This window comes from Pseudoalteromonas sp. DL-6 (genome assembly GCF_004328665.1).
Classification (GTDB): domain Bacteria; phylum Pseudomonadota; class Gammaproteobacteria; order Enterobacterales; family Alteromonadaceae; genus Pseudoalteromonas.
In genome coordinates this window covers 210908-236240 of record NZ_CP019770.1, presented here as the reverse complement: position 1 = coordinate 236240, position 25333 = coordinate 210908, and the positions used below count along the sequence as shown (strand labels likewise).

At 41.8% G+C, this 25333-nt stretch carries 23 protein-coding genes and 1 riboswitch; of the genes, 13 read left to right on the top strand and 10 right to left on the bottom strand.

Going from position 1 to position 25333, the window contains the following annotated elements; genetic code table 11:
- Window positions 1–125: 125 nt before the first annotated feature.
- Window positions 126–1631 carry a glycerol kinase GlpK gene (gene glpK, locus B1F84_RS01125; RefSeq protein WP_131690328.1) on the top strand — a complete coding sequence of 502 codons (1506 nt, stop codon included), beginning with the start codon at window positions 126–128 and terminating at the stop codon, window positions 1629–1631.
- A 6-nt stretch (window positions 1632–1637) separates the two neighbouring features.
- Window positions 1638–3128, top strand: a complete 1491-nt coding sequence (gene glpD, locus B1F84_RS01120; protein ID WP_131690327.1) for a glycerol-3-phosphate dehydrogenase — start codon at window positions 1638–1640, stop codon at window positions 3126–3128.
- Window positions 3129–3411: 283 nt separating this feature from the next.
- Here glpD and B1F84_RS01115 read toward each other — a convergent pair whose 3' ends face one another.
- Window positions 3412–3810, bottom strand: a complete 399-nt coding sequence (locus B1F84_RS01115) for a thioesterase family protein (RefSeq protein WP_008108428.1) — start codon at window positions 3808–3810, stop codon at window positions 3412–3414.
- A gap of 30 nt (window positions 3811–3840) precedes the next feature.
- Here B1F84_RS01115 and B1F84_RS01110 point away from each other — a divergent pair, with 30 nt between their 5' ends.
- A complete protein-coding gene (locus B1F84_RS01110) occupies window positions 3841–4545 on the top strand; it encodes a 2OG-Fe(II) oxygenase (protein ID WP_008108426.1) in 705 nt (234 codons plus the stop codon).
- A gap of 70 nt (window positions 4546–4615) precedes the next feature.
- Here the strand turns inward: B1F84_RS01110 and B1F84_RS01105 are convergent, their stop codons facing one another.
- The 6 genes from B1F84_RS01105 to B1F84_RS01080 all read right to left on the bottom strand — a co-directional run bounded on the left by B1F84_RS01105 (window position 4616) and on the right by B1F84_RS01080 (window position 13045).
- Window positions 4616–5851 (bottom strand): cysteine desulfurase-like protein, encoded by a 1236-nt coding sequence (locus B1F84_RS01105; RefSeq protein WP_008108424.1) that lies wholly within the window; start codon window positions 5849–5851, stop codon window positions 4616–4618.
- Between the two features lie 10 nt (window positions 5852–5861).
- Window positions 5862–6494, bottom strand: coding sequence for a 2OG-Fe dioxygenase family protein (locus tag B1F84_RS01100; RefSeq protein ID WP_131690326.1), 633 nt, complete (start codon window positions 6492–6494; stop codon window positions 5862–5864).
- Window positions 6495–6694: 200 nt separating this feature from the next.
- The gene (gene acnB, locus B1F84_RS01095; RefSeq protein ID WP_131690325.1) at window positions 6695–9292 is read right to left on the bottom strand and encodes a bifunctional aconitate hydratase 2/2-methylisocitrate dehydratase; all 2598 of its coding nucleotides are present in this window, start codon (window positions 9290–9292) and stop codon (window positions 6695–6697) included.
- Between the two features lie 253 nt (window positions 9293–9545).
- Window positions 9546–10604: an OmpA family protein gene (locus B1F84_RS01090; protein ID WP_008468790.1), complete on the bottom strand. Its 1059-nt coding sequence runs from the start codon at window positions 10602–10604 to the stop codon at window positions 9546–9548.
- A gap of 321 nt (window positions 10605–10925) precedes the next feature.
- Entirely contained in the window at window positions 10926–12338 is a 1413-nt protein-coding gene (locus B1F84_RS01085) for a protein adenylyltransferase SelO family protein (RefSeq protein WP_076919460.1), read from the bottom strand.
- A 2-nt stretch (window positions 12339–12340) separates the two neighbouring features.
- The gene (locus B1F84_RS01080) at window positions 12341–13045 is read right to left on the bottom strand and encodes a DNA-3-methyladenine glycosylase I (protein ID WP_131690324.1); all 705 of its coding nucleotides are present in this window, start codon (window positions 13043–13045) and stop codon (window positions 12341–12343) included.
- 187 nt (window positions 13046–13232) lie between these two features.
- Window positions 13233–13412, top strand: a riboswitch (Lysine riboswitch).
- Window positions 13413–13539: 127 nt separating this feature from the next.
- Here B1F84_RS01080 and dapA point away from each other — a divergent pair.
- From dapA to B1F84_RS01055, 5 genes are all read left to right on the top strand, one after another.
- The gene (gene dapA, locus B1F84_RS01075; RefSeq protein ID WP_131690323.1) at window positions 13540–14424 is read left to right on the top strand and encodes a 4-hydroxy-tetrahydrodipicolinate synthase; all 885 of its coding nucleotides are present in this window, start codon (window positions 13540–13542) and stop codon (window positions 14422–14424) included.
- Between the two features lie 15 nt (window positions 14425–14439).
- Window positions 14440–15180, top strand: coding sequence for a 2,3,4,5-tetrahydropyridine-2,6-dicarboxylate N-succinyltransferase (locus tag B1F84_RS01070; RefSeq protein WP_131690322.1), 741 nt, complete (start codon window positions 14440–14442; stop codon window positions 15178–15180).
- Window positions 15180–16385, top strand: a complete 1206-nt coding sequence (locus tag B1F84_RS01065) for a PLP-dependent decarboxylase (protein WP_131690321.1) — start codon at window positions 15180–15182, stop codon at window positions 16383–16385. Before B1F84_RS01070 ends, B1F84_RS01065 begins: the two co-directional genes overlap by 1 nt.
- A 5-nt stretch (window positions 16386–16390) precedes the next feature.
- Window positions 16391–17512 carry a succinylglutamate desuccinylase/aspartoacylase family protein gene (locus B1F84_RS01060; RefSeq protein ID WP_131690320.1) on the top strand — a complete coding sequence of 374 codons (1122 nt, stop codon included), beginning with the start codon at window positions 16391–16393 and terminating at the stop codon, window positions 17510–17512.
- Window positions 17513–17697: 185 nt separating this feature from the next.
- Window positions 17698–18729, top strand: a complete 1032-nt coding sequence (locus B1F84_RS01055; protein ID WP_131690319.1) for a phospholipase A — start codon at window positions 17698–17700, stop codon at window positions 18727–18729.
- A 53-nt stretch (window positions 18730–18782) separates the two neighbouring features.
- Here B1F84_RS01055 and B1F84_RS01050 read toward each other — a convergent pair whose 3' ends face one another.
- Window positions 18783–19676, bottom strand: a complete 894-nt coding sequence (locus tag B1F84_RS01050) for a bifunctional GNAT family N-acetyltransferase/hotdog fold thioesterase (protein ID WP_131690318.1) — start codon at window positions 19674–19676, stop codon at window positions 18783–18785.
- Window positions 19677–19798: 122 nt separating this feature from the next.
- Here B1F84_RS01050 and B1F84_RS01045 point away from each other — a divergent pair, with 122 nt between their 5' ends.
- The gene (locus B1F84_RS01045; RefSeq protein WP_131690317.1) at window positions 19799–20545 is read left to right on the top strand and encodes a fused MFS/spermidine synthase; all 747 of its coding nucleotides are present in this window, start codon (window positions 19799–19801) and stop codon (window positions 20543–20545) included.
- Here B1F84_RS01045 and dtd read toward each other — a convergent pair.
- On the bottom strand, window positions 20542–20979 hold the full coding sequence (gene dtd / locus B1F84_RS01040; protein ID WP_131690316.1) for a D-aminoacyl-tRNA deacylase: 438 nt from the start codon (window positions 20977–20979) through the stop codon (window positions 20542–20544). The two genes, B1F84_RS01045 and dtd, sit on opposite strands and share 4 nt — an antisense overlap.
- Window positions 20980–21861 (bottom strand): virulence factor BrkB family protein, encoded by an 882-nt coding sequence (locus tag B1F84_RS01035; protein WP_036984554.1) that lies wholly within the window; start codon window positions 21859–21861, stop codon window positions 20980–20982. It lies immediately after the preceding gene.
- 86 nt (window positions 21862–21947) lie between these two features.
- Here B1F84_RS01035 and B1F84_RS01030 point away from each other — a divergent pair, with 86 nt between their 5' ends.
- From B1F84_RS01030 to B1F84_RS01015, 4 genes are all read left to right on the top strand, one after another.
- A complete protein-coding gene (locus B1F84_RS01030; protein ID WP_131690315.1) occupies window positions 21948–22601 on the top strand; it encodes a DUF2959 domain-containing protein in 654 nt (217 codons plus the stop codon).
- A gap of 135 nt (window positions 22602–22736) precedes the next feature.
- A complete protein-coding gene (locus B1F84_RS01025; protein ID WP_131690314.1) occupies window positions 22737–23828 on the top strand; it encodes an MBL fold metallo-hydrolase in 1092 nt (363 codons plus the stop codon).
- 73 nt (window positions 23829–23901) lie between these two features.
- The gene (locus tag B1F84_RS01020) at window positions 23902–24327 is read left to right on the top strand and encodes a BLUF domain-containing protein (RefSeq protein WP_131690313.1); all 426 of its coding nucleotides are present in this window, start codon (window positions 23902–23904) and stop codon (window positions 24325–24327) included.
- 77 nt (window positions 24328–24404) lie between these two features.
- Window positions 24405–25142, top strand: coding sequence for a CBM9 family sugar-binding protein (locus B1F84_RS01015; protein WP_131690312.1), 738 nt, complete (start codon window positions 24405–24407; stop codon window positions 25140–25142).
- The last annotated feature ends 191 nt before the right edge of the window (window positions 25143–25333 follow it).

The following is a 25333-nucleotide window of genomic DNA, read 5'->3' as shown; positions in this document are numbered from 1 at the left end:
AATTTTCATTTCCCCTTTCCTACCCTATGCTAATCATAACTTTAACCATCATGGTGCAAAAGCATTGCTATTTACTTAGCTTAAAGACAAGCTATCTTTATCTAAATTAAACAACGTTATTTTTTATGGCTAAATACTTACTCTCGATTGATCAAGGAACAACAAGCTCTCGGGCTATTTTATATAGCAAAGATGCACAGGTGATAGGGAGTGCTCAACAAACCTTCCCTCAGCATTTTGTAAAAAATGGTTGGGTTGAACACGATCCTGTAGATATTTGGCAAACTGTATTAACCAGCGTTAAAAACCTCTTAGCGCAGCAACGAGTGACTGCCGCCGATATAATTGCCATCGGCATTGCTAATCAGCGAGAGACCACTTTAGTGTGGAATAAAAAAACTGGGCAACCTATTTATAACGCGATCGTGTGGCAAGATCGACGTACCAGTGAATATTGCGATAGTTTACGTCATGCTGGACATACACAAATGGTGAATGATAAAACCGGTTTAGTACTCGACCCTTACTTTTCTGCAACCAAAATCCGTTGGATTTTAGATAACGTCACCGGCGCCAAAGAGCAAGCACACGAAGGTGAACTGGCCTTTGGCACTGTTGATAGTTACCTACTATGGCAACTCACTAACGGGAAAGCTCATAAAACCGATGCCACCAATGCCTCACGAACTTTACTGTTTAATATTCATCAGCAATGCTGGGATGAAGAGTTGCTGGCTTTATTTGATATTCCACTGACTATGTTACCTGAGGTAATGGACTCAGCGGCTGATTTTGGAATGACAAGCAGCGAGTTGTTCGGTGGTGAAATTCCTATTTGTGGTATTGCTGGCGATCAGCAAGCCGCTTTAATTGGTCAAGCCTGTTTTGAAGAAGGTATGGCAAAAAGTACCTACGGTACGGGCTGCTTTTTAATGCTTAACACTGGTGAAAAAGCGCTTAAGTCAAATAACCGGTTATTAACCACTCTTGCATATCGGCTCAACGGCAAACCCACCTATGCGATTGAAGGCAGCATTTTTATGGCAGGTGCCACCATGCAATGGATAGTAGAAGGCTTAAAGTTATTAGAAAACGCGGGAGAAAGTGAAGCGCTTGTCAAAGATGTTCCTTTAGATCATGGGGTGTTTTTAGTCCCCTCGTTTACCGGCTTAGGTGCGCCCTATTGGGATGCAAATGCAAGAGGTGCTATTTTAGGCCTAACCCGAGACTCAGGCATTAGCACCATTGTGGCAGCCGCCTTACAGTCAGTGGGTTATCAAACCAAAGATTTACAAAAAGCTATGGAGGGTGACGGGCTTCGTCCTGGTATTTTAAGAGTTGATGGCGGCATGGCAAACAATAATTGGGCCATGGCATTTTTAGCTAACATTTTAGGTGCCAGTGTTGAGCGCCCAACCTTAACTGAAACCACTTCATTGGGGGTTGCCTACTTAGCAGGCCTACAAACTGGGGTTTATAAATCAACGGCGCAGCTTGCCAGCATGTGGAAAAGCGATCGTCGCTTTGAACCCACCATGAGCAGTGAAGAGCGCAACGATTTATATGCAAAGTGGCTACATTGCATTGCACAAGTTAGACTTTCTAATAGCACTGACGACGAGAGTGACTAAGAATCTATGAGCGTACACGATAACGAATATGACTTACTCATTATTGGCGGCGGTATTAATGGCGCTGGCATTGCAGCCGATGCTAGTGGTCGTGGCTTAAAAGTACTCTTATGTGAGCAGAACGATTTAGCCTCTGCTACCTCTTCTAATAGCAGCAAACTTATTCATGGCGGGCTTCGCTATTTAGAGAACTATCAATTTAGATTGGTAAGAGAGGCCTTGCGTGAGCGTGAAGTACTGTTAAAAAAAGCACCGCATATTATGTGGCCACTGTCTTTTCGACTGCCGCACCAAGCACATTTGCGTTCGCCATGGATGATTCGTGTTGGGTTATTTATTTACGACCACCTAGCCAAGCGTAATACTTTACACGCTTCAAAGGCGATTGAGTTTAACAGCGATAGTGTTCTTAACAGCAGCATTATCCAAGGCTTTGAATACGCAGACGGCTGGGTTGATGACGCACGTTTAGTGATTTTAAACGCACAAGCAGCGCATAATTTGGGTGCCACCATTGCAACACGCACGCGCTGTATTAAAGCCATCCGTAACGCAGACTATTGGGATGTGATTTTAGAGCAGCAAGCCAGCAAACAACACCTAAACATTAAGGCTAAAAGTATTGTGAATGCTGCAGGCCCTTGGGTAGCATCATTATTTGAAGATGTATTTACCCAGCCCACACCACATACTGTTCGTCTTGTAAAAGGCAGTCACATTGTGGTGCCTCGAATTCATAGCCAGCCAGTTGCCTATATTTTACAAAATGAAGATAACCGTATTGTATTTGTGATTCCTTATGAGCAAGATTACTCACTGATTGGCACCACGGATGAAGAGTACACCGGCGATATTACTGATGTAAAAATTAGTGAGCAAGAAATCGAGTACCTGATCAGTATTACTAATCATTACTTTAAAAAGCCAATAAGCGAAGCGGATATTGTGCACACGTTTAGTGGCGTGCGCCCGCTGTTAGATGACAAATCAACAGATGCCCAAGCAGTCACCCGCGATTACAAACTGATATTAAATAATGAGGCTGATCATGCTCCATTATTAAGTGTGTTTGGTGGCAAAATTACCACTTATAGAAAGCTTGCAGAAAATGCCGTCAATAAGTTAGCGCCTTTTTACCCAAAAATGAGTGGCTCGTGGACGAAAAACACCCCTTTACCAGGCGGCGACTTTAGTAACCAAGCATACCTTATCGCTCAGTTAGAAAGCAGCTATCCTTGGCTGCCAACCGACACCTTAAAACGTATGGCTCGCAGCTATGGCACGCTTAGTTTTCAATTATTGGGTAAAAGCCAAGCAATCGGCGATTTAGGTTATCACTTTGGCCATGGCTTATATGCACAAGAAGTTGATTACTTAGTTAACCATGAATGGGCAAAAAACAGCGCAGATATATTGTGGCGCAGAACTAAGCTCGGACTACGCTTTACTGAAAAACAAGTCATTGCCTTGGGGCAATATTTGACTAGGGCCTGTTGATCTTGCGGATTAAAATTTATTCAAACTAGGGGCTATTTAATCGCGGCGCGAGGTTTGTGACCTAGTGGGCTAAGTAAAAACCGAGCAACAAAGAGTCAATAGACCCTAGGCAGAACCCTTTGGGCAGTGCCTATTTGGCATTGATGCTACGTTATCGCCTATTTATGGGGAATAACCACACTACATAGGCTCTGCCTTGCCTAAATACCAAAAAGACTGCTGTAAATTTAACCTTGAAAGGTCAACAGGCCCTTACACCCTGCTTGCCACAGCTAAGCTGCGATTAACTCGTTGCAACAAGGTGCTGTGTTAATGCAGCTTTTTCATCAGCCGAAAGCATTTGCTTTGTTTTGCTGGCAAAGTCATAACGTACCATGACCGTTTTACCAATAGCGCAACACTTATCTTGCTGCCAGGCTTCTTGGCGGATCACAAATGAGCTATTACCAATCTGCTCTATGCTGGTGTTAATTGTCACCTCATGAGCATAAAATAGCTCGCCGACAAACGACACTTCAACCTTAGCAATAATTAACTTCCAGTTGTGAGGATTAAGATCAGGGGTAAAAAATTTAAAAATAGGTACTCGGGCGGCTTCAAACCAAACAGGGAGTACGGTATTGTTGATGTGTCCGAGTGCATCCGTTTCGCTAAAGCGCGGCATCACTTTTTCAGTAAACATAATAATCCATAATAATTAAACAGGTAACTCATGACGGACTTTATCCGCGTGTATGACAACGCGCTCAGCAGTGACTTTTGTGATAACTTTATCACTACCTTTTCTCAAAGCCCGCATATTAAACAAGGGATGACATCGGGCGGCGTTGATCTTAATAAAAAAGATAGCCACGACCTGCACTTAAACAATCATCCTGAATACGCAGAACAATTAAAACACATTCAACAAACCACTGCACAGTATGTTTTTAAATACATCGAAGAACATATTTTTATGATGATTGGGGCATTTGGTTTAAAAGTGTATCACCCAAAAACAGGCCAGCCGGTAGATTTAACTCATGCCAATTATGACGAAGTAGGTAAACCACAACTGCCTTTACTGGTGCAGCAAATTTTTAGGCTCGGTAATATTCAAGCACAAAAATATGAGATCAATAAAGGGGGCTATCCGTATTGGCATAGTGAGGTGTATCCGCAGTTACAGCATAACGAAGCGTTGCATCGGGTGTTGTTATTTATGTTTTATTTAAATGATGTTGAGGAAGGCGGAGAAACCGAGTTTTATTATCAAAATAAAAAAATAGCCCCTAAAAAAGGCTCCATGGTGGTTGCCCCAGGGTATTTCACGCATACACATAGAGGCAATAAGCCAGTATCAAACGATAAGTATATTTTAACCTCATGGGTTTTGTTTAATCGAGCAGAGCAAATTTATGGAACGCCGCAAAGCTAGGTAATCAGCCAATAAAAAAGCCATAAGTAATTTTTACTTATGGCTTTAAAAGTGTTGAATAAATAAGGGTTTAACCTAGCAGCTCATCAAACAAGTTAAATAGCGTGTCCATTTCTTCTAGGGTGTTGTAATGCATGCAACCAATGCGTACTACGCCGCCCTTATCAAGCACACCAAGTTGTTTGCATAAACCTTGGGCGTAAAAATTACCATCCCATACACATACATGTTGTTTGCCCAAAAATTCAGACACTTGGCGAGGCTCTAACCCTTCAAAGGTTAGTGCAAACGTAGGGGTACGCTCACTTAAGCGTGCTAAGTCATCAATACCAAACAATTTAATACGTGGGTAATTAACCAGGCGTGTTAAAAAGTATTCACTAAGCGCCATCTCGTGTTGCTTCGTTTTTTCAAACGCAACACGCAGTTTTTCTCGGCGTGAGTGACTGTCATTAAGCTCGCTAATTGCCGCAATGTAATCAACCGCCGCAATAAAGCCAGCTAGTGCTTCAAAACTTTGTGTGCCGGTTTCCCAGCGACCTGGTGCAACATCTTTTGCTGGCTCTACTTTATAAGGTGTAAACCCTTCTAAGTGCTCAGTTTTACCATAAACCATGCCTAAGTGCGGGCCAAAAAACTTATATGCAGAACAAGCTAAAAAGTCACAATCTAACGCTTGCACATCGATTAGTTCATGAGGGGCATAATGCACAGCATCAACATACACCAATGCACCGACATTGTGAGCAAGCTCTATAATACGTTTAATATCGTTAATAGAGCCTGTGGTATTTGAGGCATAAGTAACGGCAACTAATTTAGTATTACTGTTTAATAGGCTTTCAAAATGCGCCATATCTAAACTGCAATCGGCTTCGTTAATAAGCGCTGTGTTAACCACTGCGCCTTTATCCTCAGCGGCTTGCTGCCAAGACGATACATTTGAAAAATGATCTGCATTGGTCACAATAATTTCATCGCCAGCTTGCCAGTCGCGTGAAATCGCGCGACTAAAGCTAAATGTTAGGCTGGTCATGTTCGGACCAAACACAATATTTTGTGCACTCGGCGCATTTAACAAATCAGCCGCCGCTTGACGCGCATTAGCCATCAGCTCAACCGTTTTGTCACTTGAGAAAAACGCACCGCCCAAGTTTGAATTGTAATGCCCTAAATAAGCGGTCATGGCACTCAGTACCGGCTGGGGTACTTGTGAGCCACCTGGCCCATCTAAAAATACCGGTGACTTGCCATCAACCGTTTGCATTAAAGCGGGAAATTGCGCGCGCAATTGCATTAAATTCATTTTATTTCTCTTAAGCAGTTAGTACAAAACAATCCAGGTAACCTGATTTGTTAGCATCAATTTTGTTCATTGGCGTGGCGTTATGCCATACCTGACGGTCATTAATTAGTGCAAACATGCCGTCTTTTATTTCCATTTTAAAACACGGTTCTGCTTGTTGGTTTTCATAAACCAATAGCTCACCACCTTCTAAATTTTCATGAGAAACACCACATACGCATACATGGTCAAACCCGTCTTGATGCACACCTTCAGGAGCCGCAGGCGTATCGCTATCAATGGCAAGCATTCTAAATTGGTGAATTTCGATATCACGATCTGCATCAATACCGGTAATCGCACAAAATTCGCTAACAATACTTTTCATACCCTCAGACTCAAGCAAGCTTTGCTCTAAATTTTCGTAAGTACGTTCAACATTACCTTGAAAGGTATTAATTGAATCGTCTTGCACAAACGCTTTAGTCGCTTGAAGATTAAGCTCACCATTTTGTAGTTTAACCACTGAATAACGGCGTTTACGAAACGCACCATCTGCATATGGGTTTGCAGGTAAGTTATCAAAAGAAGGCTTAACCAAATCAATGTTGGCTTGGTTAATAAAACGAAGTTGCAGTAAATTCTGGTTGTTTAATGCGGTCATAAAATCCTGCTTATAATAATGATAATATTGGCAGGGATTTTAATGCATATAGAGAGGATTTTTTGCTTTATTAACCATAATAATAACGGCATTTAACGCAAGTTAATACAATCATCGAATAAATTTAGCATTATCTATCTAATATTTAATTTAGCTAATAAAAAACCCGCCGAAGCGGGTTTTTAAACAAACTCTATAAATTATACAGCTTGTTGAATAATTACGTTGTCTGCTTTTTTAGTGTACTGAGGCATACGGTGGAAGTTCAAGTAACGGTAGGTATCTGCTGCCGTTGCATTGATTTTCGCTGCATATTCTTGGTACTCAGCAGGTGTAGGTAATTTACCTAAAATTGCCGCTACTGCTGCCAGCTCTGCTGAAGCTAAGAATACGTTTGCGCCTGTGCCTAAACGGTTAGGGAAGTTACGTGTGGAAGTAGACACAACCGTTGCTTTATCTGCAACACGTGCTTGGTTACCCATACACAATGAACACCCTGGCGTTTCAATACGTGCTCCAACACGACCAAAGATACCGTAGTAACCCTCGTCTGTAAGTTGGTCTTTGTCCATTTTCGTTGGTGGTGCAACCCAAAGCTGTGTTGGGATACGACCTGTAAAACCATCGAGTAATTTACCTGCTGCACGGAAGTGACCAATGTTAGTCATACAAGAACCGATAAATACCTCATCAATTTTCTCACCTGTAACGTCAGATAGTAAACGCGCATCATCTGGATCATTTGGCGCACACAGTACTGGCTCTTTAATCTCGGCTAAGTCGATTTCAAGCACATGCTTGTACTCTGCATCTTTGTCCGCTTCCATTAGTTCTGGATTAGCTAGCCATTCTTGCATTGCAGTAATGCGGCGTTCAATCGTACGTACATCACCGTAACCTTCAGAAATCATCCACTTAAGCATAACAATGTTAGACTCAAGGTATTCGCTGATCGACTCTTTAGAAAGCTTAACAGTACAACCTGCGGCTGAACGCTCTGCTGATGCATCTGATAGTTCAAATGCTTGCTCAACGGTTAAGTGCTCAACCCCTTCAATTTCTAGAATACGGCCAGAGAATTCGTTGATTTTGCCTTTCTTCTCAACCGTTAATAGGCCTTCTTTAATACCGTAGTAAGGGATAGCATGAACAAGATCACGTAACGTGATACCTGGTTGCATTTCACCTTTAAAGCGAACCAAAATCGATTCAGGCATATCAAGTGGCATAACACCCGTTGCTGCTGCAAATGCGACCGCACCCGAACCCGCAGGAAATGAAATACCTAATGGGAAACGCGTATGCGAATCACCACCGGTACCTACGGTGTCTGGCAATAACATACGGTTCAACCATGAGTGAATTACACCATCACCTGGACGAAGCGATACACCGCCACGGTTCATAATAAAATCAGGAAGTGTATGATGCGTGTTTACGTCAATTGGTTTAGGGTAAGCCGATGTATGACAAAAAGACTGCATAGTTAAATCTGCAGAGAAACCTAAACAGGCTAAATCTTTAAGCTCATCACGTGTCATAGGACCGGTGGTATCTTGCGAGCCAACCGTGGTCATTTTAGGTTCACAATATTGGCCTGGACGAATACCGGCAACGTTACATGCTTTACCCACCATTTTTTGCGCAAGTGTAAAGCCTTTATCTGATACTTCAGTTACCGCGGGTACTTTAAATACGTCAGTTGCACCTAAACCTAGAGACGTACGTGCTTTGTCTGTAAGGCCGCGACCAATGATCAGTGGAATACGACCACCAGCACGAACCTCATCAAGAATGACCTCTGATTTAAGTGCAAACGTAGAGATCACGTCATCAGTACCGTGGCGCTTAACAACACCTTCATAAGGGTAAATATCTATTTGATCACCCATGTTGAATTCATCAACATTTAATTCGATTGGTAATGCACCCGAGTCTTCCATTGTATTGAAAAAGATAGGCGCAATCTTGTTACCTAAACAGACACCACCTACGCGCTTATTTGGGACAAATGGGATGTCAGCACCCATAAACCAAAGCACGGAGTTAGTAGCAGATTTACGTGAAGACCCGGTACCAACAACATCACCTACGTAAGCAAGTGGTAACCCTTTAGTTTTTAATTCTTCAAGTTGAGTGACAGGACCTACTTCACCGTTTTTATCAGGGTTAATACCATCACGTTCTGTTTTAAGCATCGCTAGTGCGTGAAGTGGGATATCAGGGCGTGACCATGCATCTGGAGCGGGTGATAAGTCATCAGTGTTTGTCTCACCAGTGACTTTAAATACAGTAACCGAGATTTTTTCAGCAACAGCTGGCTTATTAGTAAACCATTCTGCGGCAGCCCAAGACTCAATAATTTGTTTGGCGTATGTATTACCTGCTTTTGCTTTTTCTTCTACATCGTAAAACGCATCAAACATTAATAAAGTGTTTGCGAGGCCCTTAACTACGATTGGCGCTAACGCTTCGTCATCAAGTAGGTCAACCATTGGCGCGATATTGTATCCACCAAGCATAGTACCTAGCAATTCAGCTGCTTTTTCTTTAGAGAGAAGTGGAGAGACTGCTTCACCTTTTGCAACTGCCGCTAAAAACCCAGCTTTAATATAGGCTGCATCATCAACACCCGGTGGTACACGGTTGATTAGTAGTTCTAGGACGAATTCTTCTTCGCCTGCCGGTGGAGTTTTAATTAGCTCAATAAGATCAGCCGTTTGCTGAGCATCTAATGGCGCTGGTACGATACCTAACGCGGCACGTTCTTCTACGTGTTTACGATATTCTTGTAGCACAGTATTGCCCTCTTGGTGACGTGAAAGTATTCGGTAGTGTTTACAAAATACACTATAGCCCAATACTTATAGTATTCTAACGCTCAATTATAAAGCTTTTATGTATAGATTAAAATCCATCCACCTGGGCAACTAGTTATATCCATTATTAATAATATGAATAGTAGGTTAAGTAAAATCAACTTTCATGAATACCTATTACTGGCATAAAAAAACCCAGCCTAAGCTGGGTTTTTACTCAATTATAAAACTATTAACGTAGTACTTTTACACGTTTAATAGATTTTACTTTTGCTTCAACGCGACGGTTTTCAGCGTGAGCTTCTGCCGTATTTGCTGGATTTTTAAGACGCTCTTCACCTAAACCAGCTGTTGTAATGCGATCTTCTGCAATACCATCAGCAATTAGCTTTTTAGCTACTGCATCAGCACGTTTTTTAGATAACCACTTGTTGTAAGATGCTTTACCTACTTCTGAAGTGTGACCTTCAAGTAATACTGTTGTATCAGGGTGATCGTTCAAGAAAGAAGCCACTGCATCAATATCATTTAAGTATTGATTAGATACAGATGAATCATTGTTAGGGAATGTCACTAACAAGCTTACTGTTACTTCAGTATCTTCATAAAGTGTACAGCCATCGCTATCAACCGCATCTGTCATCGGTGTGTTAGCACATTTATCATCAATATCTGGAATACTGTCTTTGTCAGTGTCTACAGGTGTTACTGGTACTGGAACAATTTCTGGCTCAGGTGCTGGCTCAACCACTGCTACTGGCGCTGATTTTTGGCCAAAGAAGTAGTTAATACCTAATTTTGCGCCAACATCTGTGTAGCCTTTGTCTAAACCTTGGTAAACGCTGGTTTCAGCATTTACAAAGAAGTTGTCTGTAACAAAGTGTCGGTAACCTACACCTGCGTTTACAAACGTGTTGTCATCAACAACATCAATATCTTTCAGACCGAATAAACCGTAAAAAGGACCGCCACCAAAGTGGTAAAGCGCATCGATACCGTAACGTTCGCCGTCAATATCGTTGCGATTGTTAAGCACTTTGTCATGAGCATTGAAGTCTAGATCTGCGTACTCTAAACGCGCGCTCCAGTAATCATTAAAGCGGTAACCTAATTCAGCACCCCAACCTGTTGACTCATTCACGTCAAGGCCAGCTTGCTCACGCATGTTTTTCCATGAAGCATCGTAGTAGTCGCCAAATGCGCCGATGTAAAAACCTTCTTGCTCGGCAGCAAAAGTAGATGCGCTAGTTGCAGCTAACGCAATGGCAATTGTAAGTGATTTTAATTTCATTGTTTTCTTCCCATTTTAACAACTAAAAAATGTAGCTAAACATTGCTAGCTCTTCTAACTTATCTATACAATAGCTTAGCCTTTGTTAATCAATACTTAACGTAGAATATATTTTTAATATCTCAAGATAATTAAATTAGCCTATAAAAGTGTTGATCAACCAATACTAGTCCAAATAGCAAACAATCGCTTTAAACCCCATACGATCACTGGCCTTTGTGGGTATTATGGTATCACCCGTTCATAGTTTGCTCTATGAATGAACATCGCCAGGGTAAAAAATGACCTTTTATGTTCATTCCCAAACTCATAAAACCATACTTAAGTACCACAAAAAGTACGGTAATTCTTATCATCTTTCGGAGCTTCTTTAAACTCACTGGCTTGCCCATGGCTCGCATAAGGGGTTGCTAACACATCAAAAAATCGTGTAAGCATCTCACTTTCACCCTGTGTTATGTACTGAGAAATAATCTCTTCAATAATATGATTACGTGGAATAACACTTGGGTTGGCTTGTCGCATCACCTGATAGCTATGCTCATCTGTGTGTGCCTGCCACTGCTTTACCCACTCACCAAGTGCTAGCGGTATTTTACTCTGACCATTTAACGATTCAGTGAGTGCATCAAAGGTATTAGTGTAATCTAGCTGGTGCTCTTTAAGTAATCCAAGTAACTCTCCCACCAGCTCATTGTGTTGCTCATAAGATGATGCTTTTAGTCCTAACTTTTGTACCCACATGGTGCTAAACTGTTGATTAAATTGGGTCGAAAAGTCTGCAATGATAGGTGTCAGCATTGCTACAGCTTGCTCATCATCGTCACTTATTAGTGCCATTAAACTCTCTGCTAAGCGAGCGCAGTTCCAACTCGCCATGTTTGGCTGATTGCCAAATGCGTATCGTCCTTGCTTATCAATAGAGCTAAACACGGTATCAAAATCAAACTGGTTCATCATGGCACATGGGCCGTAATCTATGGTTTCACCACTAATTAAGGTGTTGTCGGTATTCATTACCCCATGAATAAATCCCACCCTCATCCAGCTTATGACTAAGTTAACCTGACGACTAATCACCGCCGCTAAAAAATCCAAGTAACGCTGGGCGCCAGTGCTGTTAATTTCAGGGTAATGTCTTTGAATGGCTAAGTCGGCTAAGTTTTTTAAACTGGTAACATCGCCTTGGGTGGCTAAATATTGAAACGACCCCACTCGAATATGACTACTCGCGAGTCGCGTTACAATAGCGCCAGGTTGAGGCGGGTTACGATAAACGGTTTCGCCACTACCAACCACGGCTAAACAACGCGTAGTTGGAATACCAAGCGCGTACATTGCTTCGCTCATTACGTACTCGCGAATAGCAGGGCCTAATGCACAGCGCCCATCGCCACCACGCGAAAATGGCGTAGCGCCAGCGCCTTTTAACTGCACATCCCAAAGCTGGTTTTTATCATCACTGATCGCGCCAAGTAAATGCGCTCGCCCGTCTCCTAAGCGCGGAGAAAAGTGACCAAACTGATGCCCCGAATACCCAAGTGCAACTGCAGAAACAGCTTGGGGCTCATTACCGCTGAATACACTTGCCCGAGAATCAGCATTCACTTGTATATTAAATTGTTCGGCTAAGGGCTCATTCCATAACAATAATTGTGGCGCTGCCACCTTGGCTGGATGATCGCTAATTGCAAACCCCTCACCAATGTCGGTATACCTTGGCACTAATTTCATGTTTAATCCTGTTGTTGTTGGCTTATACCTACACGGTTATCGCCGACACCATAAGCGACAATTAAGCTTAGCTCTTGCATACTTAAGCCGCTTTGTTGCTGTAGCTCATTGAAGAATGCCTGCGCTGCAATCAGTGACTTTTTAGTTTGTAAGCCACCGTCTATAATTTTATGGGCACGCAAATAGCTCTCTACATCCCTTGAAAGTAAAAAAGTATCTTTTCCTAAGGCACGCAACGCATAAGGACCGGTATTACCACCAAGCCTCGCACCATGCTTTTTTAAATAGGCCCACAAGCCAATAATATCCTCACTTGGCCAGTTAGCAATAAACTGACTAAAGCTGCCGTGTTGCGCTGCAACCTCGTGGATCATATACGCATTTTCAGTAATGGTTTTTACTTTTTTATAATTGCGTACAATCCGCTCATCACTGGCTTTTTGCTCTAACATGTCTGGTGGCATCATCAATAGTTTTTCAACACTGAAATCCCAAAAAACCTCTCTAAATCCGGCCCATTTACTGTTGATCACCGACCAATAAAAACCACTTTGAAAAACCTTCCGCGTAAATTCTTCTAGCCAATCATCATCACTTAATGTGACGAGTTGCTTTGTTGATAAAGGTTTTGCGAGTAATAATTTAAGCATTTTTTCAGAGCCCTTTCGCTCTACTGCACGCTTATAAATATCGCTAAATTTTTCCATCTGCTTAATACCTTACTTCTGCTATGAGGCTAGTGTACGAGAAAAGTAGCCAATACGTAATAACTGTCAATTGGGATGAATCTATCTGTATTTAGTCACTTGACACCTAGACGGCTAAAGTGGTTTAATCGCCACACTTACCCTATTACATTGTATTTGCTGATTGATTTTTCAATAGCAAGTGCAAAGGGCTGGAAGAGGTGCGTTATTCAGGTAGCGTATGTTAGGAGCGCAAACTCCATTGAGCATACGTGAGGGGAATTAACGCCGAGAGGTAATACTTTTTTGTGAAAGGTTACTTCGGGCGACTAGGTTGAATCCTAGCGACTGTCACCAATAACATATTTGGTGGAGAGCTTCTGGTCTTAGTATAATAAGGCCGTGCGCCTTATTATTTAAGCCCATTCGCTCTTCGAATTATAAATACATTCAAAGAGTCCGGCACCCTAAATACCCGCCAATAACTCGACGAATGCCCTATAAGTTCGTGAGAGATGATCAACAACTTCAATATTAACAATTTCCATTTATGGACTGCACTGATCACCCCATTTGATCAAAATGGCCTAGTTGATTACGCAACCTTAAATACCTTGGTGGCCGAGCAAGAAGCCGCTAACAATGGCATTTTATTACTTGGTAGCACTGGCGAAGGGTTAGCCCTTACCCTAAAAGAGCAGCAAGCCATCGTAGAGCATGTCTGCCAATTACAGCCGAGCGTCCCGCTTATGGTTGCAGTCGGTGGTAGTAACTTAAAGCAGCAGCTTGAATGGGTTAACTACTGCAACCAACTGCCTATTCATGGTTTTTTACTTGGATCACCTTTGTACGCCAAACCAGGCGCACTGGGGCAAACGCATTGGTTTGAAAGCCTGCTAGATGCCAGTTCTCACCCTTGTATGCTTTATAATGTGCCAGGACGTAGCGCGGTTAGCATTCCTATTGCAACCATTGAAAACCTCAAACAACATAAAAATTTATGGGCACTTAAAGAGGCCAGTGGCTGTATTTCTCAATTTGAAGCCTATCGACAAGCAGCGCCTGAATTAGCCATTTTTAGTGGTGACGATGCCCTCATGCCTTATTTTGCCCAAGCAGGTGCAAAAGGTTTAGTGTCGGTTGCAGCCAATGCATGGCCAGTGCAAACTCATGAGTTTGTAAAGCGCAGTTTAAGCGGCCAACACCCTAATCTTTTTGCCCAGTGGTCTAGCGCTATCAATAGCTTATTTTCAGTAGCAAACCCTATCCCAGTCAAAGTGTTAATGCATTTACAAGGGCGTATTAGCAGTCCGCATTTACGTCCACCTTTAACACACCTTGAGCTGACACACACAGATGACATTTCATCGGCAAACAACACCATTTTATCTTGGCATTAAATACAGGTTTTTATAATGAGCTGGTTAGAACTATTAAATAATTTAGAAACGGGCGCAGTTCGCGCAGCAACACAAGACGAAAACGGCCAATGGCACGCTAACGTAGAAGTAAAGCAAGGCATTTTAGAGGCGTTTAAAAACGGCACTAACATGGAGTTTCCTGGTGGCTTTGTTGATAAACATAATCTAGCGCCGCAATGCTTTGAAGCCACAGCAGGCGTTCGCATGGTGCCAGGTGGTTCAAGTGTACGTCGTGGTGCACATGTCGCCAAAGGCACTATTATTATGCCACCTGCGTACGTAAATATTGGCGCCTTTATTGACGAGGGGACTATGGTAGATAGCCACGCATTGGTTGGCTCATGTGCGCAAGTGGGTAAAAATGTTCATTTGAGCGCTGCGGTACAATTAGGCGGGGTACTTGAGCCTATTGGCGCCAACCCTGTGGTCATAGAAGACGATGCATTCATCGGTGCAGGCTGTGTGATTGTTGAAGGCGTGGTGGTTAAAAAAGGCGCGGTACTTGCCCCAGGTGTTCGCTTATCTGCAACCATCCCTGTTTATGACTGCGTTAATGAGCGCCAGCTTGATAAAGGCGAAGCAATCCCTGAATATGCGATTGTGATCCCAGGTTCTCGCCCTGCGTCAAACGACTGGGCACGTGCTCAAGGCTTAAGTATGTCGTGTGCCTTAATTGTTAAATACCGTGACGAGCAAAGTGACGCATCATTACTTCTGGAAGAGGTTTTACGTTAATGACCTTTTTGAGCACGCCCGTTAAAAGCGCTATTGATAAGCTAGCAAGCCAACTTGATACGCCCTTTTTTGTTTATGATCTTGATTCATTGAACACACATTTAACCCGTTTAGTGGCACAAACCGAGGTAAAACTCTGGTATGCAGTTAAAGCGAACCCGTTATCTAGCGTGATCCATCGCTTAGATAACGCTGGTTTTAACTTTGATGTCGCCAGTAAAGGCGAGCTTGAGCAAGTACTTGCCCAAGGAATTAACAGTGAACGCGTGCTCAACACGGGGCCTGCAAAAAGCCCTAAACAAATTAAGCACTTTATTGCGCGTGGCGTACGTACCTTTGTGGCCGAAAGTCTCAATCAGGTACGTTGGCTCAACGAGCAAGCGATTGCCCAGCAGTGTCAGTTACAGGTTTTGCTGCGTGTTCAATTACGCTGGCCCGAGGGTGATAAAAACCCACTAGGTGGCGACAGCCTCACCCCATTTGGGCTTGGCTGCGATGAATGGCAATCGCTAAATACTAATGACTACACAGCACTGAGCTTTGATGGCCTACATATTTTTCAGTGGGGTAACATGCTCAGCAGCGACAAACTTGCCGATCTGTGGGCGCAAATGATTGCGCCGTTAAGGCAACTTGCTGAGCATTTAAGTATTAACCTTAATATTCTGGATTTAGGTGGCGGCTTAGGTATTCCTTACACCCTTAATGATCCGACTTTAAGCTGGGATGCATTAATAGCAGCCCTTGCAAAAATTAAACGCGATGCGGGTGTTAAAGAGCTGTGGATGGAACTAGGTCGCTATGCTGTCGGCGAATGCGGCCACTACGCCACACCTGTGGTTGAACGCAAATTAAACTACAGTCAACAACAGGTGATTATGAGCGGCGGTATTAATCATTTATTGCGCCCAGCGGTCACCAGTCAAAATTTCCCTGCGCGTTTATTACGAGATTCAAACGCAGTAAACCAATCAATGAGCCTATATGGGCCATTATGTACCGCGCTGGATTGCTTAGGGGAGCACCAATTGCCGGGCGATTTAAATGAACATGACTGGCTGGTGTTTAGTCAATGCGGTGCTTATGGTTTTACCGAAAGCATGCCGTACTTTTTATGTCATGAACTGGCCGGTGAATATGTTATACACCATGGCGAAATCAACTGTATTCGCCAAGCAGAAGATGCAAGCCACTACTTGAGGTAAAAAAGATGAATAACACCACAGCTATAAGCCAAGAAAACATTGTAGTTGGTGAAGTAGCAAATGGCCTACCACTGACCATTCCTGTGTATCGTTTAAAAGGCGATGGCACGGGCCCAAGTGTGTATATACAAGCTAATATGCATGGCGCCGAAGTGCAAGGTAACGCGGTTATTTATCAGCTACTTGAACAGCTAAAAAACCTTAATTTAAAAGGTGATATTACCTTAGTTCCCTACGCTAACCCCATTGGCTGTAATCAAAAGTCAGGCGAATTTACGCTTGGCCGATTCGATCCTATTACCGGCACAAATTGGAATCGTATGTATCACTGTAATAATCAGCTTGCATCACAGTTTGCAAAGCAGTATAGCGATGCCGATGATCAGATTCTAAAAACAGCGTTTAAAGCAGCGCTAATTAGTGACGTTGAGCAACAACTTAATGGCCCAGACTATCGTTTAACAACGGGTAAACGCATAGCGCTAAACTTACAAAGACTAGCGCATCAAGCTGATATTGTTTTAGATTTACACACCGGCCCTATTTCTAGTCAGCACTTATATTGCCCTGAATATGCCACTGAAAGTGCGTGTTACTTTAATATTCCCCATGTGCTAGTGATCCCTAATGACTTTGATGGCGCAATGGATGAAGCCAGTTTTTGTCCATGGTGGCAACTTAGCGAGCAACTTGCTCAGCAAGGCCGTGAATTTAACGTGCAAGTTGAAGCCTTTACGGTAGAGCTTGGCAGCCAAGAGAAAATAGATTTAAGCGCGGCACTTGACGATGCTCAAAGTATTTTAAGTTACCTTAATCACAAACAGGTATTTGCTGATGCGCCCTACAAGCCCAAAGTGATGACAAGATATGGCTGCCAACTAAATGATTATATTGCTTACTATGCGCCTATGGGTGGCATGGTTGAATACCTAGCACCGCTTGGTGGTCACATTAAAGCGGGCGAACCGATAGCAAAAATACTGCGAATGGAACGCTACTTAAGCGAGCAACCACTGCAAACATTAAGCTTTGATCTTGATGCGATTGCAATATTGCACTTTGCCTCAGCCAGTGTGAACCAAGGAACTGAACTTTATAAGTTTTTTACAAACGTTTTTGAGCTTTAGCTCACCCCTTCTCATTGCGTGAGAGTCTAACTAGCGCGTTATTAGCTAGTTATCCAGTAAAAGCGACCTAGGTCGCTTTTCTTTTTTGCCATATTAAAGTTCAGGACAAGTTCACCGTATATGTGTTAAAAAGGCGTTATAATTACCACAAATATATTACTTCCCTCACTTACAAAGGAATTATAATGAGTTGGCGCCACTGGATACTACTCTCAACATTACTAAGCACTGCTGTTATTGCACAAGAAACAGTAAAAAACGAGCAAAACAATGAACTTGAGCTGGTTAAGCAATGTATTTTAAATGAAGTGATCGGTGGAGACGGTAAACAAACTCTCGATCAATTACGCGAAAAATGCTCTGCCGTTGAGGAAAACAAGCAGCTAACGGCTATCGACAAACGCCAAGCCCGTGAAGCGGTTGGTAAAAAAAATCGTAATGTAATTACACCGCATAAACGTAATTATATTTTACCGGTTTCTTATATGTCGAACCCAAACACTCGCCCGTTTGATGGATTTGCAGAATTAACTGATAAAAAAGATGGTGACCCTCTCGATAACCTCGAAGCTAAATATCAGCTATCAATTAAAGTGCCTTTATATGATGAGTTTGCCGACTCAGACCAAGCCATATTTTTTGGCTTTACGCTGCAGTCATACTGGCAAGTATATAACGACGATATTTCCTCCCCTTTTCGTGAGACAAATTACGAACCAGAAGTATTTTGGATTAATTACTTAGACCCTGAAAACGTTTTATGGGGCGATGAAATGGCAATAGCCATTGGTATTTCGCACCAATCTAATGGTCGTAGTCAACCAAACTCGCGTTCTTGGAATCGCATTTATGCCGATTTCATTTGGGAAAAAGACGGCTTTGTATTTAGCTTTAAACCTTGGTATCGCATTCCTGAAAACAAAAAGCCCGCGCCGTTAGATGCACGAGGTGACGATAACCCTGATATCTATAAATACATGGGTTACTTTGAATTTGGTGGCGCGTATCGCTTTCACGATCATGAATTTAGTTTTATGACTCGTAATAATTTAAATTCAGATAACCGCGGGGCAATTCAGCTTGATTGGTCATTCCCTCTATGGGGAAGAGTACGCGGCTATGCGCAGTACTTTAATGGCTATGGCGAGAGTTTAATAGACTATAACGCCGACATTGAACGCTTTGGTGTCGGTATATTACTAACTGACTTGCTGTAAAAAATGCTTATAAAAAAAGCCAAGCAACTCGCTTGGCTTTTTCGTTTATTTTATCACTTTTTAACCACAAACTGCCCTTCAAACTGGGCAACTACTTGGTCACCATCAAAAATGGTTACTGGTACTAAATAGCTCGCCTTACCCGACTCTTGTAACTCCATTAAGTTACCTTTACAGGTTTGAATATCAACACAGCCTTTAGGGTCGGTATTCAGTGGTTTTAAATATTTAATATTAGCATCGGCTAACACTATATTGCCCTCAAGTCCGGCTTCTTTTAATGCTAAATACGTTGCTCCCCAACCCGTTAGTGTAGCTAGGCTATAAATAGAGCCCGCAAACATGGTGTTGTGTAAGTTTAAGTTAGCATTTAAATCTGCCCGAGTAGTAAATTGCCAATCAGTGTAGCTTTCTACTTTTATCCCCATTGCATCACTAATAGGGATTGATTCACGCCATGTATTTTGCAGTACTTGAGTCCAATTAGGGTGACGAAACCAACCTGGTTCACTCGGCTTAAGCTTAACCATTTTATAATGCTGAACATCACCATAGGCTAAATGCGCTTTTTCTTTATTTTCGTAGCCATGGCGCTGATAAAATTCCAGAGCACGTTCGCGAGCAAACAGCACCAACTCATCAGCATCTTGATTCCACGCTATTTTTTCGAGTTCATGTAACAAGCGGCTACCAATATGTTGATTGCGGTTACCTTCTGCAACCGCCATATAACGTACTTGAGCTTGTTGCTGGTTATTAAAGTGCAAACGCGCTACACCCAATACTTCACCTGCTTTATTTTTAATAAAGCGATGTTCAGCTTCTTGCTCTAAATCATCTTGCTCAGAACCACGAGGTTCGCCCCATTGTGCACGTAAAACTTGCCAGCGTAATTGATAATAGGCTTGCCAGTCTTCACTACTTTGAGGGGTGCTCACTTGAAACATACGGACTCCATAAATTAAAAATTAAAGATATTACGCTGTGCATTTTGTGAAAAACACCATACTCGATCTGGATAAAACTGCAAATACGACTTTGGTTTCTCATAAATTATTGTAAAAAATTAATGACAAAACCGATTGCGCTTTACCGCTGCTGGTTTATGCTCAATACCATGAATAAATATATCCATGATAGCAGTGGCCTGATCAGCAGGCACTTTATTGAGCATAGTTCATCGCTAGGCCAGTTACTTTATTGGCATAATCAACATGGCATAAATATACAAGTTCGAGAGCATCAACAACTGCGTTGGCTACTCATTAACAACACCTTGCAATCGGTGATTTTAATGGAGAACCCGCACACATTACTATTTCCTCACCTTGCTTATTTGGCAACAGTTTGGCAGCAACGGCCAGCGCCTAAAAAAATACTTGAGCTTGGTTTAGGTGGCGGTGCTATACGTAATTACTTATTAGAACAGTTCCCTCAAGCGCAGCTGACTTCAGTAGAAAAAAACCCTCATATAATTGAGTGTTATCAAGAATTTTTTGCCCTTGGTGAACAAGAGCAGATTTACTGTGAAGACGCACAAACAGTTTTAAAGTCAGCGGTGAATATAGATTGGATTATTTTAGATTTATTTAGTGAACTAGACGCCCCTAGATTCTTATTTGATTTATGTTTTTATCAAACAATTTATGATGCGCTTGCTCAGCGGGGCATCTTATTTATTAACTTTTTATCGCAACATACCTCCCAACTTACACAGCTACGACTTGTGCTTAAGCGCGTGTTTGGGGAAGCAGTTAGTATTAAAAAAATCACCGGATTTGTGAATCACATTGTGGTTGTTGAAAAAACACTTTAAGCGGTTAAGTTGAAGGTAACCGGACCGTCGTTACATAAACTAACCTGCATATCGGCTGCAAATACACCGGTAGCGACCTTAATACCGAGTAATTTGGCTTGCTCAACAAAGTAATTATATAATGCTTGCGCTTGGTCTGGTGTGGCTGCCGATGAAAAACTAGGACGCATGCCTTTTTTGGTATTAGCTGCAAGTGTAAATTGCGATATGACTAATAGCTCGCCTTGTATATCCTTCAGGCTGAGGTTCATTTTATCGTGTTCATCACTAAAAATTCGATAATTGCTGACTTTGTGTAGTAGTTTATCAGCAACACGCTCATCGTCTTCTTTTTCAATACCTAGCAGTAATACAATACCTTGTTTTATTTCACCAACGACCTGTTGCTCTATTGCCACACTGGCGTGTGTTACCCGTTGAATTAGCCCCTGCATTTACTCACTATCCTCTGCTTGTTGCTCTTTTTTATTATAATGTTGCATGTTAATACACACGGTAAATTCAGCACCTAGTAGCACCACTACCCACGACAAGTACACCCATACAAACAAAATAGGAATGGTCGCTACCGCACCATAAATCACTTCATATGATGGAAAATGGCTAATATATAAAGCAAAGCCTTTTTTGGTTAGCTCAAATAACAATGCAGCAAACAGTGCACCAGGAATAGCCGCCCTAAATGAAACACGCGTATTCGGTACTAAGGTATACAACATAATAAAACCAGCCATAGAGATAGCATACGGTAGAAGCTTTAATAAGAAACCACTAAACCCTGGGATCCCCTGATCGGCAAACGACACTAGTGACACAATATAAGAGGTGACACCAATACTCGCACCCAGTAGTACAGGCCCCAAACTCAGTACCATCCAATACACAGCAAACGATATCATCATTGGGCGTTTTTTCTTTACTCGCCAAATACGGTTTAGCGTGGCATCTACATTACGAATAAGTAGCAAGGCAATGGCTGCCAAAAAGCCAATACCTACCGCCGTCATTTGATTAGCATTACCAGCAAACGAGCTAATATGTTCTTTAATAACATCGGAAGAAGTCGGCACAAAGTTAGTAAATAAAAAACTTTCAATGGCTAAGCGGGTGGATTCAAACCCTGGAAAAGCAGAGAATATTGCTACACCAACCGCTATCAACGGAACTAGCGACAACAAGGTAACGTATGCTAAATACCCTGCATTAATGGTTATTTGATCGTCTATACAGCGATTTAAATATTGCATCCACCAGCCTGGTTGCTGTTTTAGAAACACCTTAACTTGCTGTTTATAATGGGAGAGCTTATCATTCATACAATTAACTTTGTTGGTGAGCTTTTGATTATAATAACAATCAAGGCCATAATTTACAGCATTAACACTCGTAAATAGGAATTCAGATGAAAAAACAAACATTATTAGGGACAGCCATACTCTCGTTAATGCTGATGCTGTCTGGTTGTCAGTCTGCTTATTATTCGGCAATGGAAAAAGTAGGTGTTCATAAACGTGACATTTTAATTGACCGCGTTGAAGAAACAAAAGACTCACAACAAGAGTCGCAAGAAGAATTTCAATCAGCACTCGAACGCCTTACTACGTTAATTAATTTTGATGGTGGCGAATTACAAGATGCTTACAATCAACTCAATGATGATTACGAATCCAGCCTGCAAGCTGCAAATGATGTATCAACCAATATCAATAAAGTAGAGGATGTTGCTGATGCGTTGTTTGAGGAATGGCGTGATGAACTAGAGCAATACAAAAGCGCTTCATTAAAACGTGAGAGTAATAAAAAGCTACAGACGACTGAGCGCCAGTTTAGTCAGTTACTTCGCTCAATGCGCAGTGCTGAAAGTAAAATGGAACCCGTGCTGTCATCACTAAAAGATAATGTACTGTATTTAAAACACAACTTAAATGCACAGGCAGTTTCCGCTATTAAAGGGGAATTTACTAACTTAAAACGTGATATTCAGTTACTCATGAATGACATGAATAAGTCGATTGAAGACTCAAATAAGTTTATTGAGCAAATGAATAAAGCCTAAGAAGCGTATTAGCATTTACTCTAAGCCCGCTAAAAATAGCGGGCTTTTTTATACACATTTTTGTTACTTTTTATACTTTTTTAATGTCCCGCTTTTGTTACACTTTCAGCAAGTTAAAAATAACAATTAAAAACCATGAAACTATATACGCTCTGTTTAACCTTTGTCTACAGCCTTCTGGTGGCCTGTAGCACAGCGAATAATGTTAATGTTATTGCAGGTCCAGATACCCTTGTTCCACTAAATCAACACGGTGAGCATAGGGGTCGCTATCATAACCTTTATCCTGGTAAAAAAAGCTACCCTATCAGCTGTGAAAATGATTGTTATCCTGCACACATCAACGTTCTCTGCGAAACCGAGGGTGAACAATGCCAGTATCAAGAGAAACAGCCAAACCCAAAACTAGACACAAATTACACCGTTCGTTGGCTAGGCCATGCGGGGTTTATGATCAGCACCCCTAACGGGCAGCAAGTGGTCTTTGATCCTGTAAAAGCGCAATTCGATTCACCTGTAGCACTGGGCTTTAAGCTCGCAGGTGGTATTTATCGACAACCTGGCGATTGGCTAACATCTGACGAGCTTACCCATTTAGATGCGGTTATTTACTCTCACCTTCATTACGATCATTTTAATAAAGCAGATATTGAGGAAATAGGCCGCCAACCGCGTTATTTAACACCTCTTGGCATGGCTGATAATTTTCCTAGTGATGGCTTTAATATTAGCGAAATGGCATGGTATGCAAGTACTAAAATTGATGATTTAACTATTCATGCGCTACCTGCACACCACTTTAGCAGCCGTGTGTTAGTGCCCTTTATTTATGAAGACAACGATAAAGATCTGTGGAATGGCTGGCTACTTGAACAAAATGGCAGCACCTTATTTTTTGCAGGCGACACTGGCTACTCAAAACACTTCAGCGATATACAGCAAAAATATGGCGATATTGATGTGTGCTTAATGCCGATAGCGTCTTACTACAGCGAAGATAACCCTAACTGGTATCGTTACGTTCATACAACCCCAGAAGACGCTCTAACAGCAGCACAGGAGCTCAACTGCAAAATAATGATACCTTGGGGATATGGTAACTCAACATGGAAAATGGGCGATCGCACGAGTCACTCCGCTTTACTGCGTTTATTACATATGCATAAAAAAATGGACTCGAAAATACCCCTGTATATTTTAAATGAAGGTGAAAGTATTAAACTTTAATCAGTCATTTACATAATTAGCAATAACTTCTCTGCTGAACTATGTTTAATTAACTAAATAGTGAGGAGATTTTATGTTTCTTGTGCGACTCATTTACGCCAGTAAAATAAGTAGTGGTTTTGGGCCTGAAGATATAGAAAGTATCTTACAAAGTGCCCGAACCTACAATGTAAAAACAAACGTCACCGGCATGTTATGTTTTAGCAATGATTACTTTTTACAATGCCTTGAAGGCTCTAGAACGGCTGTAAATAATACCTACCAACAAATATTAAACGACAAGCGTCACCACAATGTAATTATGCTCAACTATACCCAAATTCCTGAAAGAGAGTTTGAAAAATGGTCAATGGGCTATGTACCGCAATCTAAGGTAACCGAATCACTGAATCTCAAGTTTTCAGGCTCCATTGATTTTAATCCTTTTAAAATGTCTGGAGAAAGTGCGCATTTATTAATGCTCGCATTAAAAGACAGCATAGCAGGCACAATCAGTTAGTATAAAAATAGACTACGAGATTGTTTTTGATTGCTATTTAAGCCAAGCTAAATCATCCTTAATTGATGAGATGATTAATGAAAAAAACACTACTCGCTTTTAGCTTACTTTTTACCCAGCCAATCATGGCTATTGACGTTAGTCATACACCAACAGCTATTACTATTGATGGGGTTTCTGAAAGTGCATGGGACAAAGCCACTTGGCATAATATGCCATACTTAATGGACGGCACCCTACCAGACTCAGACAAGGATTTTAAAGGTCGCTATCGTCTTTTGTGGGATGAAAACTACTTGTATTTACAAGCAGACATTAGTGATGATGTGCTTATTGATACTCACCCAGATCCAACGGATAAATACTGGGACGATGATGCCTTAGAAGTGTTTATAGATAGTGACGCATCTGGCGGTAATCACCAATTTAACCATACAGCATTTGCTTATCATATTGGCCTTGATAACCAAGCTGCCGATTATGGGCCTGATAAAAAAGCGCATTTATATACCGACCACTTAGTTAGTAACTGGAAACGCAATACCACCGCGCCCTATAACATCACTTGGGAAGTGGCAATAAAACTCTACCCAAATAATTTCCAAGAAGGCGCGCAAAATACACCACTTAAATTAACTGAAAAACACGTTATTGGTTTTATGCTCGCCTATTGCGATAACGATGGCAGCGAAGTGCGCGAACACTTCATGGGCTCACACGAAGTAGAGCCAGTGAACGGTGACCGCAACCGAGGATTTATAGACGCCAGCGTATTTGGCAAAATTACTCTACTGCCAAAAAGTAATTTCCAATAAGGTAATTGAAAACGTAGGTTGGGTTGAGCGAAGCGAAACCCAACAAAAAAATACCCTACCAATAAACTCAGCAGCCTTACATTTCAATTGTTTCGCCCCTTCCTCATTGACTTCTCATTTTCTCCTCTTTGTGAAAAGATTTTTTAAGTAAATTATCTACAAAGCGGATAGAGGCGCTGCGCTTTTAGAGG